This is a genomic window from Paracoccus sp. NFXS7 (assembly GCF_040148865.1).
Taxonomy (GTDB): domain Bacteria; phylum Pseudomonadota; class Alphaproteobacteria; order Rhodobacterales; family Rhodobacteraceae; genus Paracoccus; species Paracoccus marcusii.
Genome location: NZ_JAKEKV010000007.1, coordinates 198,722 through 213,209 on the forward strand (window position 1 = coordinate 198,722; position 14,488 = coordinate 213,209).

Annotated in this window: 17 protein-coding genes and 1 tRNA gene; 5 read left to right on the forward strand and 13 right to left on the reverse strand. The window is 71.1% G+C overall.

All coding sequences use genetic code 11. From position 1 onward, the window contains the following. Positions 1-69: 69 nt before the first annotated feature. The 4 genes from LZ686_RS13265 to LZ686_RS13280 all read right to left on the reverse strand — a co-directional run bounded on the left by LZ686_RS13265 (position 70) and on the right by LZ686_RS13280 (position 2,168). The gene (locus tag LZ686_RS13265) at positions 70-489 is read right to left on the reverse strand and encodes a GNAT family N-acetyltransferase (RefSeq protein WP_349548101.1); all 420 of its coding nucleotides are present in this window, start codon (positions 487-489) and stop codon (positions 70-72) included. After that, entirely contained in the window at positions 486-1,091 is a 606-nt protein-coding gene (gene tsaB / locus LZ686_RS13270) for a tRNA (adenosine(37)-N6)-threonylcarbamoyltransferase complex dimerization subunit type 1 TsaB (RefSeq protein WP_349548102.1), read from the reverse strand. Before tsaB ends, LZ686_RS13265 begins: the two co-directional genes overlap by 4 nt. Further along, the gene (locus LZ686_RS13275; protein ID WP_046001314.1) at positions 1,084-1,647 is read right to left on the reverse strand and encodes a NifU family protein; all 564 of its coding nucleotides are present in this window, start codon (positions 1,645-1,647) and stop codon (positions 1,084-1,086) included. The genes tsaB and LZ686_RS13275 overlap by 8 nt, the downstream gene beginning before the upstream one ends. A 62-nt stretch (positions 1,648-1,709) precedes the next feature. Beyond that, positions 1,710-2,168 carry a universal stress protein gene (locus LZ686_RS13280; protein WP_042250295.1) on the reverse strand — a complete coding sequence of 153 codons (459 nt, stop codon included), beginning with the start codon at positions 2,166-2,168 and terminating at the stop codon, positions 1,710-1,712. A gap of 161 nt (positions 2,169-2,329) precedes the next feature. On the opposite strand from LZ686_RS13280, the gene LZ686_RS13285 reads away from it, so the two are divergent. Further along, positions 2,330-3,124, forward strand: coding sequence for a sugar transferase (locus tag LZ686_RS13285; RefSeq protein WP_084693897.1), 795 nt, complete (start codon positions 2,330-2,332; stop codon positions 3,122-3,124). Here LZ686_RS13285 and truA read toward each other — a convergent pair. The 9 genes from truA to tsaD form a co-directional block, all read right to left on the reverse strand. Further along, on the reverse strand, positions 3,085-3,873 hold the full coding sequence (truA, locus tag LZ686_RS13290) for a tRNA pseudouridine(38-40) synthase TruA (protein WP_349548103.1): 789 nt from the start codon (positions 3,871-3,873) through the stop codon (positions 3,085-3,087). The two genes, LZ686_RS13285 and truA, sit on opposite strands and share 40 nt — an antisense overlap. After that, on the reverse strand, positions 3,873-4,856 hold the full coding sequence (locus tag LZ686_RS13295; RefSeq protein ID WP_295165561.1) for a 5-bromo-4-chloroindolyl phosphate hydrolysis family protein: 984 nt from the start codon (positions 4,854-4,856) through the stop codon (positions 3,873-3,875). The genes truA and LZ686_RS13295 overlap by 1 nt, the downstream gene beginning before the upstream one ends. 120 nt (positions 4,857-4,976) lie before the next feature. After that, a complete protein-coding gene (gene lpxK, locus LZ686_RS13300; protein WP_349548133.1) occupies positions 4,977-5,978 on the reverse strand; it encodes a tetraacyldisaccharide 4'-kinase in 1,002 nt (333 codons plus the stop codon). A 2-nt stretch (positions 5,979-5,980) separates the two neighbouring features. Beyond that, positions 5,981-7,174, reverse strand: a complete 1,194-nt coding sequence (locus LZ686_RS13305) for a 3-deoxy-D-manno-octulosonic acid transferase (RefSeq protein ID WP_349548104.1) — start codon at positions 7,172-7,174, stop codon at positions 5,981-5,983. Continuing rightward, the gene (locus tag LZ686_RS13310) at positions 7,174-7,419 is read right to left on the reverse strand and encodes a DUF4170 domain-containing protein (RefSeq protein ID WP_045983303.1); all 246 of its coding nucleotides are present in this window, start codon (positions 7,417-7,419) and stop codon (positions 7,174-7,176) included. The genes LZ686_RS13305 and LZ686_RS13310 overlap by 1 nt, the downstream gene beginning before the upstream one ends. A gap of 237 nt (positions 7,420-7,656) precedes the next feature. After that, positions 7,657-8,076, reverse strand: a complete 420-nt coding sequence (locus tag LZ686_RS13315) for an EVE domain-containing protein (RefSeq protein ID WP_127899155.1) — start codon at positions 8,074-8,076, stop codon at positions 7,657-7,659. Next, a complete protein-coding gene (locus LZ686_RS13320; protein ID WP_045983301.1) occupies positions 8,076-8,348 on the reverse strand; it encodes a YciI family protein in 273 nt (90 codons plus the stop codon). Before LZ686_RS13320 ends, LZ686_RS13315 begins: the two co-directional genes overlap by 1 nt. After that, entirely contained in the window at positions 8,348-9,286 is a 939-nt protein-coding gene (locus LZ686_RS13325; RefSeq protein WP_349548105.1) for an NAD(P)H-dependent glycerol-3-phosphate dehydrogenase, read from the reverse strand. Before LZ686_RS13325 ends, LZ686_RS13320 begins: the two co-directional genes overlap by 1 nt. Beyond that, positions 9,283-10,350, reverse strand: coding sequence for a tRNA (adenosine(37)-N6)-threonylcarbamoyltransferase complex transferase subunit TsaD (gene tsaD / locus LZ686_RS13330; protein WP_349548106.1), 1,068 nt, complete (start codon positions 10,348-10,350; stop codon positions 9,283-9,285). Before tsaD ends, LZ686_RS13325 begins: the two co-directional genes overlap by 4 nt. 66 nt (positions 10,351-10,416) lie before the next feature. On the opposite strand from tsaD, the gene LZ686_RS13335 reads away from it, so the two are divergent. From LZ686_RS13335 to LZ686_RS13350, 4 genes are all read left to right on the forward strand, one after another. Further along, positions 10,417-11,079 carry a uroporphyrinogen-III synthase gene (locus LZ686_RS13335; protein WP_349548107.1) on the forward strand — a complete coding sequence of 221 codons (663 nt, stop codon included), beginning with the start codon at positions 10,417-10,419 and terminating at the stop codon, positions 11,077-11,079. Positions 11,080-11,178: 99 nt separating this feature from the next. Beyond that, positions 11,179-12,564, forward strand: coding sequence for a hypothetical protein (locus LZ686_RS13340; protein ID WP_349548108.1), 1,386 nt, complete (start codon positions 11,179-11,181; stop codon positions 12,562-12,564). A 10-nt stretch (positions 12,565-12,574) separates the two neighbouring features. Further along, the gene (locus LZ686_RS13345) at positions 12,575-14,296 is read left to right on the forward strand and encodes a heme biosynthesis HemY N-terminal domain-containing protein (RefSeq protein ID WP_349548109.1); all 1,722 of its coding nucleotides are present in this window, start codon (positions 12,575-12,577) and stop codon (positions 14,294-14,296) included. A 78-nt stretch (positions 14,297-14,374) separates the two neighbouring features. Further along, positions 14,375-14,450: transfer RNA gene (locus LZ686_RS13350), tRNA-Thr, on the forward strand. Positions 14,451-14,488 lie beyond the last annotated feature (38 nt).

A 14,488-nucleotide genomic window follows, 5' to 3' on the forward strand; every position in this document is an offset into this window, starting at 1 on the left:
TCCTGTTTTTCGCGGGCGATTCAACGGGCCCGCTGATCGCCCGATTAGGGCGCATCGCACGGGGTCCGGTCAACCGCCTTCTTGGGTCGCACGCAGCGTCAGACGCATCACGATCGCGTCCATCGCAGGCCCGTAATATCGCCGCCGGACGCCCGCTTCCAGCCATCCCGTGGCCTGATACAGCCGCCGTGCCGCAAGGTTGTCATGCGCGACCTCCAGAAAGGCCTCCTCGGCCCCCATCGCCGCCGCTTTGCCCGCGAATGCGGCAACCAGCGCGCGGCCCGTGCCCGCCCGCCGCGCCTGCGGGTCCACGGCCACGGTCAGCAACTCGGCCTCGCCGGCGATGGCGCGCCCCATCAGGAAACCGTGCGGCGCCTCCAGCAGGAACGTCCCACGACCCGCCAGAAGGCTGGCGAACTCGTCGGCCGACCAGGGGCGCGGGCTGTCGAAGCATCGCGCATGCAGCGCGGCCAGATCCTCGGGCGTCACGCCAGGATCACCGGGGGCGCATCGCGGGCGGGCGCCGCGTCCGCCGGCCGCAGATAGACCGGCGCGGGGCGGGGCTGCGGCAGATGCGCGCGGGCCGCGGCCAGGCGCGCCACACCCTCGGCAATTCCTGTCGCAGGCGCAGCCTGCGCGGGGCCGGGCGGCAGCGCGCCGGCCGCAGTCTGCTGCGGCCGGCCCTCCGCGCCCTCGGCAAAGTCCTGCCAGATGACCATGTCGCCCCGCCCCGCGATCACCACCCGGCAGGGCCGCGGCAGGCCCCAGGCCAGCGCCTCGGGCGCCTCGACCCCGATGGCGGGGATGCCCAGGGACAGGGCCAGTCCGCGGGCCGCCGCCACCGCCACCCGGATGCCGGTGAAGTTGCCCGGCCCCGTGCCCACGCCGATCGCGTCCAGGTCGCCCCAGCCCAGGCCCGCGCCGGCCAGCATCTCCTCCAGCATCGGCATCAGGCGCTCCGCCTGGCCCTTGGTCATGTCCTCATGGACCGCCGCCAAGACCGCATCGCCGCGCAGCAAAGCGGCCGCGCAATGCGCGGCCGATGTATCGAATCCCAGGACCACTGGATCGGAGGTGATCCGGTCAGGCAACGGGCCTGACCTCGACGACCTCGGGGATGTAATGACGCAGCAGGTTCTCGATCCCCATCTTCAGCGTCAGGGTCGAGGACGGGCAGCCCGCGCAGGCCCCCTGCATGTGCAGATAGACGATGCCGCGATCAAAACCGTGGAAGGTGATGTCGCCGCCGTCCTGCGCAACCGCCGGGCGGACGCGCGTATCCAGCAGTTCCTTGATCTGCACCACGATCTCGGCGTCCGGGCCGGCCTCATGGGCGACATGGCCGCCCGTGTCCGCCGCCGCGCCCTCGATCGCCGGGGCGCCCGACTGAAAATGCTCCATGATCGCGCCCAGGACGGACGGCTTCAGGTGATCCCACGGCACCTGGTCGGCCTTGGTGACGGTCACGAAATCACGGCCCAGAAACACGCCGGTCACGCCGTCCACCGCAAAGATTCGCCGCGCCAGGGGCGATGCGGCCCCGGTCTCGGGGGTCGGGAAATCGGCCGTGCCGCTGCCCAGCACCGTCTCTCCGGGCAGGAATTTCAGCGTTGCGGGGTTCGGCGTCGTCTCGGTCTGGATGAACATGGGGGCGCTCCTTTGATCCCGATATGGCGATCCGGGGCGCTTGGGTCAAGCCGCCGGGGCTCTCAGGTGATGGCCTCCAGCCGCTCCTTGGACAGATCGCCGGGCACCAGCGAAATGGCGCAGGGCAGGGCGGTCGGATCGCGCATCAGCCGCGTCAGGACCGGGTTGGTGCTGCTCTTGTCCGAGGACAGGCCCAGCACGACCACGCCGATCTCTCCGTCCTCGGTGATCTGGGCCAGCAGCTCCTCGGCGGTGTCGCCCTCGCGGATGACCAGCTCCGGCTCGACCCCGGGGCGCGACCGCATCCATTTGGCAAAGACCTCGAAATGCGCCTCGATCCGCTCGCGGGCCTCGGCGCGCATCACGTCGGCCACGCCGAATCCGTGCTGGATCTCCTCGGCGGGAATGACCGACAGGATCACGACCGCCGCCCCCTGGGACTTGGCCGCGCGCATCGCGGCGAAGCGCATCGCGTTCAGGCATTCCCTGCTGTCGTCCAGAAGGACCAGAAATTTCCGCATCGTGTCGCCGGGCCTCCGCCTCTTTCGCCCCGACAGTGGCCGAAGTGCCATGCCCGCGCAAGTCAGTGCGCAGGAAAGCGCCGCACCCGTTTCCAATGCTTGCATGTCGTGCTAGTCGCGATGAGGTTGACTGGCGTGAAATGTGCAATGCGGACGGTGTCGTGACGATCCACCATGATTGGGAAAAGGCCGATGCCGCGCATCTGGGACCGCTCAGCGCGCCCCGGATGGCATGGTTCATCGGCGAGGCGCGGGCTCCCGGCGTCAATCCCATGCCGGTCTCCAAGCGCGCGTTCGACCTGATCCTGGTGCTGATCCTGCTGGTGCCGCTGTCGGTCGTGATGCTGACGGTCGCGGGATTGCTGTTGCTGCTGCAGGGCCGGCCGATCCTTTATGCCGCGCACCGCATGCGCGCCCCGAACCAGCCCTTCACGCAGTGGAAATTCCGCACCATGCTGTGCGAGGAGGACGATTTCGGGGCCACCGGCGCGCACAAGGCGTGGCGCATCACGCCGATGGGCCGCTTCCTGCGCCGGTCGCGCATCGACGAGCTTCCGCAGCTGTTCAACATCCTGCGCGGCGACATGAGCTTTGTCGGACCCCGCCCGCCATTGCGCGAATATGTCGAACGCTTTCCCGCCGTCTATGCCCAGGTGCTGCATTCGCGCCCCGGCGTCACCGGGCTGGCCACGCTGATCTATCACCGCCACGAGGACCGCATCCTGGCCCGCTGCAAGTCGGCCGAGGCGACCGAGATGGCCTATTACCGCCGCTGCCTGCCGGCCAAGCTGAAGATCGACCTGATCTATCAGCGCCATCGCAGCCTGCGGCTGGACCTGTGGATCCTGTGGAACACGCTCAAGATCGTGATCTCGCGCCGCGACGAACGCCCGCGCCGTCGCCGTCGCGGTCAGTCCTACCTGCCGATCGGCCCGTCGAAGGGGTCGCAGGGATAGCCCACCCCGGTCAGGTACAGGCCGTGGGGCGGACAGACCGGCCCGCAGGCCGCCCGGTCGCGCGCCGCCAGCGCCTGTCCCACCCGTTCCGGCGCCCATGATCCCGCGCCGACCCGTTCCAGCGTCCCCACGATGGACCGGACCTGGTTGTGCAGGAAGGATCGCGCGCGCAGGTGAAAGCGGTATTCGTATCCCTGCGGGATGTCTGCGACCTCGATCCTGATCTCGTCCAGCGACTTCACCGGGCTTTTCGCCTGACAGATCGACGACCGGAACGTGGTAAAGTCGTGATGCCCGACCAGATGCGCCGCGCCCGCCCGCATCGCATCCACGTCCAGCGGGTTCAGCACCTGCCACACCTGTCCGCGCCCATGCGTCAGCGGCGCCCGCCGCGCCACCAGCCGGAACAGATAGCGCCGCTCCACGGCCGAGAACCGGGCGTGGAAATCATCCGGCACCCGCGCCGCCCGCAGGATGGCGACGGGCGCGGGCTTCAGGTGCCAGTTCAGTGCCTCGGACAGGCGGAAGGGGTCCCATTCGCGATCCAGGTCGGCATGGGCCACCTGTCCGGTGGCATGCACGCCCGCATCGGTGCGCCCGGCGGCGGCGATGCGGCGGGTGGCGAACCCGGGGTCCAGCCGCGCCAGCGCGGCTTCGATCGCGCCCTGGACGCTGGGCTGGTCGGCCTGCGCCTGCCATCCGGCAAAGGGCGCGCCGTCATATTCGACCTGCAGGGCAAAGCGGGGCATCAGTCGCGCGGGACCTTCTGTCCCGGGAACGGGGTGCGCAGCAGATCGTCCAGCGTCTGCGCCTCGGCGCTTTGCAGGGCGGGGCGTTCGGCGGGGTCGACGCGCGTCGCGGCGCCGGTCAGCCCCTCGCGGGCCAACCGGTCGCGCAGGACCGACATCTCGACATCCAGCGCATCGCGGTCGCCGTCCATCAGCCGGTCGGCGCGGGCGATGAAGTCCTTTTCCAGATCGTCCAGGAACACCTCATAGTCGCGCCTCGCCTTCTGGTCCTGCGTCCGCGCATAGAGGTCGGCAAAGCGGATCGTCGCGTCGCGCGCGCCCATCAGGTAGACGCCCAGATAGCGCCGCGCGGATGCCAGCCCGGCGGGATTGTCGCGCACCCGGTCGAACAGGTGCCGCACGGATGCGTCGAACATCGCGACGCGCGCCACCAGCCGGCGGTCGCCGCTGCGGGCGATCGCGTCGCGCATCTGGTCCAGATGGCCCTCGGCCTCGTCGATCATGCGCTGTGCGCGATCCTGCTGAAAGCTGTCCACGCCCGCCGCGGTCTTGTCGCGCCACGGGTCCAGGCCGAAGGACAGCTGGTGCAGGGCCAGACCGGCCATGCCGATCAACCCGGCCTCGGCCCAGACCCCCGGTTCGGCGGCCCCCAGGCCCAGACCGATCCCTGCCAGCACGCCGCCGAACAGCTTGCGCGGAATGGCCGGGCGCTTGGCCACGCGACGCGCGGCATAGGTCGCCTGCGCGACCAGCCCCTCGCGCGTCAGGACCATGCCGCTGGCAACCAGGCCGAAGGCTGCAAGGTCGGTGACCATCCCCGTGGCCCCCTGGAAGAACGCCCCCAGCAGGAAGGGCGTCGCCGCCAGGGTGATCCACTTGGGCCGACCCTCGTGCGGGTGGCGGGGGGTGGGGGGCAGGGATGCGCCCGGGCGCGTCCCCGGCTGCGCGTCGGGCGAAAAGCGCCCGCCGAAACGTTGCGACATGATGCCCCCTCAGCCCGCGCCAGCCAGGGCCGCGTACAGCGTCAGCAGCAGCAGCAGGTAAAAGCTCAGCCGGCTTTTGGCAGTGGGCGACATGGTGATCCTTTCGGGCATCGTTCGCCCTTATATCGGCATCGCGGGCGCGATTTCAAACAGCCGGTCCAGCGCGGCCGTCAGCGGCGCGTCGTCAGCCAGGGCCAGCCGCACGGGCAGCGCCATCACCTTGGGGCGGAAAGGACGGGGCAGGCGGGCCGCGTCCTTTTCGGTGGTGACCAGCTGCGCGCCGACCAGCCGGGCCTCGGTCTCCAGCCGGGTCAACAGCGCCGGGGTGAAGGGCTGATGGTCGTCCAGCGCCTCGGCCCGGACGATCTGGGCGCCCAAGCCCGTCAAGGTGGCAAAGAACTTCTCGGGGTGGCCGATGCCGGCAAAGGCCAGCACCCGGTGGCCGCGCCAGTCGAACCCCATCTGCAACGGTGCCAGCTGACCGCGCAGATGTACCGGCGCGCCGGGGGGCGGGGCAAACCCCGCCTGCGCCGCATCCGGTCCGATGGAAAGCAGCAGGTCGGCCCGCGCCAGCCCCACGGCCACCGGCTCGCGCAGCGGACCTGCGGGGATGCACAGCCCGTTGCCGAACCCCTTGGCCGCGTCCACCACGACGATGCCCAAGTCATGCGCCAAGGCCGGGTCCTGGAAGCCGTCGTCCAGGATGATCGCCTGCGCGCCGTCGGCCGCCGCGGTCCGCGCCCCCGCCACGCGGTCGCCCGCGACCCAGACCGGGCCGAACGCCGCCATCAGCAGCGGCTCGTCCCCGGTCAGGGCCGCGTCGTGGCGCCGTTCGTCCACGCGCAGCGGCCCCGTGGCCGACCCGCCATAGCCCTTGGAGACGACATGCGCCGCCACCCCGCGCGCGGCCAGCGCCATCTGCAGGTGGATCACCGTGGGCGTCTTGCCGGTCCCGCCCGCGTTCAGGTTGCCCACGCAGATGACCGGCACGCCGACCCGCGCCCGCACACCCTGCGCCAGGCGGCGGGCCGTGGCGCGGGCATAGGCCGCCCCCAGGGGCGCCAGCAGGCGGGCCGTGGCGGTGGGTGGGGTGCGGAACCAGAAGCCGGGGGCGCGGGTCATCGTCATGGGGCGGGGCTTTCGACAGGGTCAAGGGCGGCGATCACCCGGTCGGCGATGCGGATCGCGACATCGGCGCCGCCGGTGCTGACCATCCAGGCATTGCTGGCCAGCGTGGCGATGGTTTCCGGCTGGGTCAGTTCGGTGACGGCCTGGGCAAGGTCGTCCGCGGTGCGGACCTGACGCACCGCATGGGCGCCGGTCAGCTGCTGCCATTCGGTCGCATGCGGTCCGTCCTGCGGCCCGTGCACGATGGCCGATCCCAAGGCTGCGGGTTCGAAGGGGTGGCGCATCGCGTCGGCGTCGCCCGACAGGGTGCCGCCCATGAAGCTGACGGGCGCCAGCCGGTACCACAGGCCCATCTCGGTCGGGCCGTCGGTCAGCAGGACCTGGATCTCGTCGCCGAAATCCTCGTCCTCGCTGCGGCGGGCGACGGTCAGGCCGCAGGCCTCGATGTCGCGGGCCAGGCCGTCGATGCGCCTTGGATCATCGGGCGCGATGATCAGCAAGGCCCGGTGCGACCGGCGCAAGGCGGCCTGATGGGCGGATAGGATGGCCTGTTCCTCGGCCGGGGGCAGGCTGGCCGCGAACCACGCGTGGCGGCCGTTCATCTGCTGGGCCATCGATGCCCGTTCGGTTTCCGAACAGCGCAGCGGTTCGCGGATCTCGGATACGGGGCCGGTCATCGCCAGATCGCCCGCGCCAAGGCCCATGCGCCGGGCCAGATCGAGGCTGGTCGCGTCGCAGACCATCACCGCCCGCATCTGCGACAGCAGCTGGCGACGCATCCGGGCATGCAGGCCCCAGCCCAGATCGTTGCCGGTCAGCCGGAATTCGGCCAGGATGACCGGGATCTGGCGCGCGACGGCGGCCGCGATCAGCGCCGGCGGCAGGTCAGTGCCCAAGAGCAGGACGGCACGCGGCCGTGCCCGGTCCAGCACCTGCGACACCAGCGCCGGGTCGTCGCCCGGATCGTCCGGTCCCTGGGCCGACAGGCGCACCAGGCGCAGGCCGGGCCGCGCACGCGACAGGCGGCCCAGGATCTGGGGTTCGGCGCGCAGGGCGTCGGCGCTGGTGTGGATGGCCAGCGCGGGGCCGGTGCCGGCGGGGATGGCGGGCAGGGCGGGGCCGTCGCCGCGGCGGCCGCGCAGATGCAGCCACAGCCCCAGCTGGCCCAGCCCGGACCCCGCCGTGGCCATCAGTCGCCCAGTTCCTCGGTCGCGCTGACGGCGCGTTCCTCGTCGCGCAGGCGGTGCAGATGGGCGATGAAATAGCGGGTATGGGCGCTGTCGACGGTGCGCTGCGCCTCGGATTTCCAGGCGGCGAAGGCGCTGTCGTAATCGGGGAAGATGCCGACCATGTGGATCTGCGAAGGGTCGCGGAACTTGGTGCTGGACGGGTCGACCAGCTCTCCTCCGAAGACAAGATGCAGACGTTGGGACATGGGACCTCCAAGGGGATGTGCAGGGATGGGAACGGCCGCGACCCTAGCGCGCGACCGCCCGGGATTGAAGCGCAAACGCGTAAAACTGGACGCGTTCGGCCTTTGCCAGCCGCCCCCGCGCGCCCCTATGCTGGGGCGAGGGCAGAAGCCCGGAACCATCGCGGGGACGGGGTGTGCCCGCAGCGCGGCCGCGATCCGGCGCCTTGGCGGGCCGGTCGCGCGCCGCAACCGACGCCGTCAGCCCCGGTCGCCCGCCAGTTCCAGGATCACCGCCCATTCCGCATCGCTGACCGGCTGCACGGACAGGCGCGAATTGTTCACCAGCACCATGTCGCGCAGCCGGGGTTCGGCCTTGGCCTCGTCCAGGCTGATCGCGCGGGGCAGCTTGCGCACCGCGCGGATGTCAACGCATTCCCATTTCGGGTCGGACGCGGTGGTGTCGGGATGGGCGAGGGCGATCACCTCGACGATGCCCACGGCCTCCTTGCCGATGTTGGAATGATAGAACAGGCCCAGTTCGCCCACCTGCATCGCGCGCATGTTGTTGCGCGCCTGATAGTTGCGCACCCCGTCCCATTGCTCCCCCGCGTCGCCCCGGGCGACCAGGTCGTCCCAGCCGAAGACGTCGGGTTCGGACTTGAACAGCCAATGCGCCATCAGCCGATGACCTTGTTCCAGGCGATCACGTCGACCGAGGCGAACAGCCCCGCCGCCTTGTAGGGATCGGCCGCGGCCCAGGCCTGCGCGGCGTCCAGATCGTCGGTGTCCAGGACGACCAGCGATCCGCACATCTGCCCGTCCTCCATCAGGGGACCGGCCATCGCCACGATGCCGCTGTCGCGGATATGGGCCAGATGGGCGTCGCGGGTGTCCAGACGGACTTGCAGCGCACCGGGCTTGTCCCGGCAGATCACGGCGAACAGTGGCATCATTCCTCCTTTAGGGGTCGGCTCAGCAGGTGGTCCATGGCCTTTTCCACCGAAACGCGCCCCTCGGCAAGGCGGGCGACCATCGCGGCGATGGGCAGGTCCAGCCCGTCGCGCGCCGCCATCAGCGCCAAGGCGCGGGCGGTGGCGGCACCTTCGACGGTGGTGGCGCTGTCCCAGGCCGATCCCGACCCGATCGCACAGCCGAACCGGAAGTTCCGCGACCCCGCAGAGGTGCAGGTCAGCGTCAGGTCGCCTAGGCCGGACAGCCCGGTCAGCGTCTCGGGCCGCGCGCCCAGATGGATGGCCAGCCGCGTCATCTCGGCAAAGCCGCGGGTGATGATGGCGGCGCGCGCGCTGTCGCCCAGGCCCGCGCCGATCACCGTGCCCGCGGCGATGGCGATCACGTTCTTCAGCGCGCCGCCCAGTTCGGCCCCAGTCACGTCCGTCGTGCGGTAAAGCCGCAGGACCGGCGTCGACAGGCGGTCCTGCAGCACCTGCGCCGCGGCCCCGTCCGCACAGGCCAGCGTCAGCGCCGTGGGCAACCCACGCGCGATGTCGGCGGCAAAGGACGGCCCGGTCAGCACCGCGACCACCGCATCGGGCGCCGCCTGCGCGATCAGCGCGGACGGCCCGGTCAGATGGTGCAGGTCGATCCCCTTGGCGGTGCTGACCAGAGCCTTGCCCGCCAGGCGCGGGCCCTGTTCGTCCAGGAACGACCCCAGGGCCTGCGCGGGCAGCGCCAGCAGGATCGTGTCGCAGGCCAGCGCGGCGTCCAGGTCCTGCGTCACGGTCACCGCATCGGGCATGGCCACGCCGGGCAGACGCGGGTTTTCCCCCTGCCAGTCGATGCGGCGGCCCCACAGGGTCACCGGCCCGTTGGCGGTCAGCGCCACGGCCAGCGCCGTGCCAAAGGCGCCCGCGCCCAGAATGCCGATCATGCCTTGGCCCCCCGCTTGCCGCTGCCCAGCATGGGCGCGGCGCCTTGATCCAGCGGCCAGCGCGGGCGCGCCGACAGCGTCATGTCGTCACGCTGACCCATGCGGAACCGCTCGATCCCGGCCCATGCGATCATCGCGCCGTTGTCGGTGCACAGGCGCAGGGGCGGGGCCAGGAAACGCGCGCCGGCGCGTGTCGCGACCTGTTCCAACGCCGCGCGAATCTCGCCGTTCGCGGCGACACCCCCGGCGACGGCCAGCACCGGCACCGGCGACAGCGCCAGCGCGCGGCGCGACTTTTCCGCCAGCACATCGGCGACGGCCGACTGGAAGGCCGCGCACAGGTCGCGCCGGTCGGCGGCGCGCAGGCCTCCCTGATCCGCGATCAGCGTGTCGCGGGCGCGCAGCACAGCGGTCTTCAGCCCCGAAAAGCTCATGTCGCAGCCGGGGCGGTCCAGCAGCGGGCGGGGCAGGGAGATGCGATGGGCGTCGCCGCCTGCCGCCTCGGCCTCGACATGCGGGCCGCCGGGCTGCGGCAGGGCCAGCAGTTTCGCGACCTTGTCAAAGGCCTCTCCGGGCGCGTCGTCGATGGTGCCGCCAAGGCGGGTGAAGGCGTCCGGCCCGTCCACGCGCAGGAACTGGCAATGCCCGCCCGACACCAGCAGCATCAGATAGGAATAGTCGATCCCGTCGGTCAGACGCGGGGTCAGGGCGTGGCCTGCCAGGTGGTTCACTCCCACCAGCGGCAGGCCGGTGCCCGCGGCGATGCCCTTGGCGCACATCACGCCCGCCATCACGCCGCCGATCAGGCCGGGCCCGGCGGTGACCGCGACGCCCGTCAGCGCGTCCAGACCCAGCCCGGCATCAGCCAGCGCCTGTTCGACGACCAGGTCCAGGCGTTCGGCATGCGCGCGGGCCGCGATCTCGGGCACGACGCCGCCGAAATCGGCATGCAGGTCGGACTGGCTGCTGACCACGCTGGACAGGATGCGCCGGTCGCCGGTGACCACCGCGGCGGCGGTGTCGTCGCAGCTGCTTTCGATGCCCAGAAAGATCGTCTCGGTCATGGCTCTTGCCCGGATGAGGGGGGACGCGTACCCACAGGGGCGTAACACCCGCCCGACAGGATGCCAATGCCGCCCGCGCCCCGCCCGATCCTGCTGTTGACCCGCCCGGGCGACGATTCCCAGCGTACCGCCGCGCGGATCGGCGCGGATGTCATCGTGGCACCGATCCTGCAGATCGTGCCGGTGGACCATGACGGCGCGGCCCTGGCACAGGCGCCGGGTCTGGTCTTCACTTCGGCCCATGCGGTGGCGTCCGCGGGGCCGGGGCGCGGCCGGCCCGCGATCTGCGTCGGTGAACGCACGGGCCAAGTGGCGCGCGACGCGGGATTCGCGGTGATCCAGGGGGGGGGCACCGCCGACAGCCTGGTGCCCCTGATCGCTGCCAGTCCGGTTCCGTTGGTCCATCCGCATGGGCGGCACCTGGCACAGCGGCTGGCCGTGCCGGGAATCGTCGTCTATGACCAGCGGCCCCAGCCCCTGACGGCCCGCGCCCGCGCGGCGCTGATGGGCGCGCGCCCGGTGGTGGTGCCGGTCTATTCGCCGCGATCGGCGCGGCTTCTGGCGGGGATGGCGGCGGGGGCGCGGGCGCCCTTGTGGCTGGTCGCGATCAGCGATGCCGCGGCCGCGGCCTGGACCGCGCCCGCCGCGCGCCGGGCGGTCGCCGACCAGCCGTCAGGGCGGGCGATGGATGCGGCAATCCGCGCGATGCTGGCTGCGGAACAAAGCTGAGATGGGCGGGTTGAGCGTTCAGCCCGCGCTGATTAGGCTGCGGCCGGCGCATGTGCCGCGCGACCGCCATCCATACGGGCACAAGACGGGGACAGGGACGTGAAGACACCGAAAGACACCATCCGCGGGGACAAGTCCCCGGCCAACGAATCCACTACCGGACCCGAGATCCGTAAGATCCCTGCCCATGTCGGCGTGATCGACCACGCGCCCGTCGGCGCAGGCACCCCCGCGCAGGCGGGCCAGCCCGGAGAAGTTCGCCCCGCGTCGTCGGCCCTGGTGGGCGACGGCACCGACACCATGCCCGCGGCAGAGAAGAAGCCCGCGCCCGGCACGCGTGCAAAAGCTGCGCCGAAGGACACCCCCTTCGCCCCCAAATCCGATCAGCCCAAATCCGATCAGCCCAAGACCGACAGCGTGCCCCCGCACACGACGCCTGCGAAAGCGGCGACGCCGGTGCGCAAGACCGGCTTCTGGCCCGTGGTTCTGGGTGGCGTCGTCGCGGCTGGGCTGGGGTCCGCCGCCACGATCTATGCGCTGCCGCATCTGCCCGCGGGTTGGGTGCCTGCCGCGCCGATGGCGCAGCAGGGTGACGATCAGGCGATGATCGACGCAGCCTCGCAGGCCGGACGCGAGGCCGCCGAACAGGCGATCGCCGCGGCCCCGGCTGCCGGTGGCGTGCCCGACGATCTGATGCCCCGCATCGAGGCGCTGGAGGAGCAGGTCGCGGCCCTTGGTCAGCCCGCCCCCGAAGCGGATGCCCCGCAGGCCGATGGCGACGCGACGCCGGCTGCTGGCACGGAGGAGCTTGCCGCCCTGCGCGACCGTCTGGACGAACAGCAGGCCCGCCTGGACGAACTGGCGGCCCGCCCGGCCTTCGACCCCGAGGCCGCAGCCGAATTGCAGCAGCAGATCGAGGCAGCCGCCGCCGAGGCGCAATCCAGCTTGGACCAGACCCGCGCCCAGGCCGAGGAGCTGCAGAGTGCCGCCACCGAAAGCACCCGCCGGGCCGAGGCCGTGGCCGCCATCGCCGCGCTTCAGACCGCACTGGACGCGGGCGTGACGCCCGACCAGGCTCGCGAAGCGCTGGAAGGTGCGGGGCTGGACACGCCCGAAGCACTGCAGGCGCAGGTGCCCAGCCTGACCGAACTGCAGGCCGATTTCCCCGAGGCCGCGCGTGCCGCGCTGCGCGCCAGCCTGCGTGACACCAGCGCCAGCGGCGAGGGGAACCTGCTGACCAACTTCCTGCGCGCCCAGACGGGCGCCCGGTCGGTCGAGCCGCGCGAGGGCGACGATGCTGACGCGATCCTGTCGCGGGCCGATGCCGACGTGCAGGCGGGCCGGATTGACGCCGCGCTGACGCAGATGCAGGCCCTGCCGGAGCCCGCCACGGCAGCCCCCGCGATGGCCGACTGGCTGTCCCGCGCAACCGCCTATTCCCAGGCACGGGCGGCATTGTCCGACCTGTCCTCGGGCACGAACTGAGGGCCGCCCGATGCTGTTGTCACTGCTCAAAATTCTGTTCTTCTTTGCCGTCGTCCTGGCCTTGGCCCTGGGGGCGGTCCAACTGTCCGAAACCGGGCAGGTGCTGCGCATCGAATATGGCGGCATCGAATACGCGCTATCGCCGCTGAAGGCGCTGGTGGCGCTGTTCGTGCTGATGATCGCCGCATGGCTGATCTTCAAGCTGCTGGGACTGGCACTGGCCGTCCTGCGGTTCCTGGTGGGCGACGAGACCGCCATCAACCGCCATTTCGCCCGCTCGCGCGAGCGCAAGGGCTATGCCGCCTTTGGCGAGGGCATGCTGGCCGTCGCCTCGGGCGAGGGGAAGCTGGCGCAGGACAAGGCCGCCAAGGCCGCGAAGTACCTGAACCAGCCGCATCTGACGAACCTTCTGGCCGCGCAGGCGGCCGAGACGTCGGGCGACACCGGCAAGGCCATCGGCATCTATCGCACGCTGCTGGACGACGACCGCACCCGCTTTGTGGGCATTCGCGGGCTGATGCGCCAGAAGCTGGCCGAGGGTGACACCCACAAGGCGCTGCTGCTGGCGCAGAAGGCTTATGCACTGAAGCCGCGCCACAAGGAGGTTCAAGACACCCTGCTGGACCTGCAGACCCGGGAACAGGACTGGAAGGGTGCCCGCCAGACCCTGAGGGACAAGCGCACGCAGGGCGACCTGCCCAAGGACGTGGCGCTGCGCCGTGATGCCGTCCTGGCCCTGCAGGAGGCCAGCGACGTGCTGGCGCACGGCAATTCCATCAGCGCGCGCGAGGCGGCGATCTCGGCCGCCAAGGCGTCGCCGGACCTGGTCCCCGCCGCCGTTCTGGCCGCGCGCAGCTATGTCGCGCAGAAGGATTACCGCAACGCCTCGCGGATCCTGGAGAAGACCTGGTCGGTGCGTCCGCATCCCGACGTCGCGGCCGCCTATGCCGAGATCGTCCCGGACGAGACCCCGGCTGCCCGCCTGCGCCGCTTTGACGCGCTGATCAAGAAGAACGCCGATCACGAGGAAACCCGCCTGCTGAAGGCCGAACTGCTGCTGGCCGCAGAGGACTTTCCCGGCGCGCGCCGCGCCTTGGGCGATCTGGCGGAAAAGCATCCGACCGTGCGGACCCTGTCGATCATGGCTGCCGTCGAACGCGGCGAGGGCGCCGATGACAGCGTCGTGCGTGGCTGGCTGACCCGTGCCCTGTCGGCATCGCGTGGACCCCAGTGGTGCTGCGACAAGTGCCACAATGTCATGCAGGCCTGGGCCCCGGTCTGCGACAGCTGTGGCGGCTTTGACACGCTGACCTGGCGCGAACCCGAGACGCGGCACAGCACGACATCGGCCACCGGGGCCGAGATGCTGCCGCTACTGGTCGGTGCGCCCAAGCCCGCCGATGACGTGCCTGACCTGACCGAACCCGTGCAGCCGCACCCGCCCGGCCCGGCAGAGCCCGAAGGCAAGCCCGCCCCGCGTCGGGTCGAGCAGGCGGTCGTCGCCCCCGGCATGGTCCCGCGCGAAAGCGACTATCGGGTCATCGACGAGCCGTCCTCGACCGTGACCACGCCCGAGCCTGTGCTGGTCACCGAACCAGAGCCCATACCACAGCCCGCGCCGCTGCCGGAACCGGAGCAGGCTGCCACCCCGGCCACGGAACCGGTCATGGTCCGCCCCGATGTCGAACCGACGGATGCGGCGGACTGGACGGACACCCGCGCACGGCGCTGATCCGGTGATGCGAATTTTTCGCAGCTGACCCCTTTTCGTCATGGCGCGAAGATGCTATCCGCGCGCCATGACCAGAATGCCGCAGTAGCTCAGCTGGTAGAGCACATCATTCGTAATGATGGGGTCGGGGGTTCGAGTCCCTTCTGCGGCACCATGATCCGAGAGCCAAAGGCCGCCCCATCGGGCGGCCTT

Excerpts from the sequence above, each read along its gene's own strand:
- LZ686_RS13275 (WP_046001314.1), bottom strand. The coding sequence starts at position 1,647 with ATGTTCATCCAGACCGAGACGACGCCGAACCCCGCAACGCTGAAATTC.
- LZ686_RS13280 (WP_042250295.1), bottom strand. The coding sequence starts at position 2,168 with ATGCGGAAATTTCTGGTCCTTCTGGACGACAGCAGGGAATGCCTGAAC.
- truA (WP_349548103.1), bottom strand. The coding sequence starts at position 3,873 with ATGCCCCGCTTTGCCCTGCAGGTCGAATATGACGGCGCGCCCTTTGCC.
- LZ686_RS13295 (WP_295165561.1), bottom strand. The coding sequence starts at position 4,856 with ATGTCGCAACGTTTCGGCGGGCGCTTTTCGCCCGACGCGCAGCCGGGG.
- lpxK (WP_349548133.1), bottom strand. The coding sequence starts at position 5,978 with ATGACCCGCGCCCCCGGCTTCTGGTTCCGCACCCCACCCACCGCCACG.
- LZ686_RS13305 (WP_349548104.1), bottom strand. The coding sequence starts at position 7,174 with ATGGCCACGGCGGGGTCCGGGCTGGGCCAGCTGGGGCTGTGGCTGCAT.
- LZ686_RS13310 (WP_045983303.1), bottom strand. The coding sequence starts at position 7,419 with ATGTCCCAACGTCTGCATCTTGTCTTCGGAGGAGAGCTGGTCGACCCG.
- LZ686_RS13315 (WP_127899155.1), bottom strand. The coding sequence starts at position 8,076 with ATGGCGCATTGGCTGTTCAAGTCCGAACCCGACGTCTTCGGCTGGGAC.
- LZ686_RS13320 (WP_045983301.1), bottom strand. The coding sequence starts at position 8,348 with ATGCCACTGTTCGCCGTGATCTGCCGGGACAAGCCCGGTGCGCTGCAA.
- LZ686_RS13325 (WP_349548105.1), bottom strand. The coding sequence starts at position 9,286 with ATGATCGGCATTCTGGGCGCGGGCGCCTTTGGCACGGCGCTGGCCGTG.
- tsaD (WP_349548106.1), bottom strand. The coding sequence starts at position 10,350 with ATGACCGAGACGATCTTTCTGGGCATCGAAAGCAGCTGCGACGACACC.
- LZ686_RS13335 (WP_349548107.1), top strand. The coding sequence starts at position 10,417 with ATGCCGCCCGCGCCCCGCCCGATCCTGCTGTTGACCCGCCCGGGCGAC.
- LZ686_RS13345 (WP_349548109.1), top strand. The coding sequence starts at position 12,575 with ATGCTGTTGTCACTGCTCAAAATTCTGTTCTTCTTTGCCGTCGTCCTG.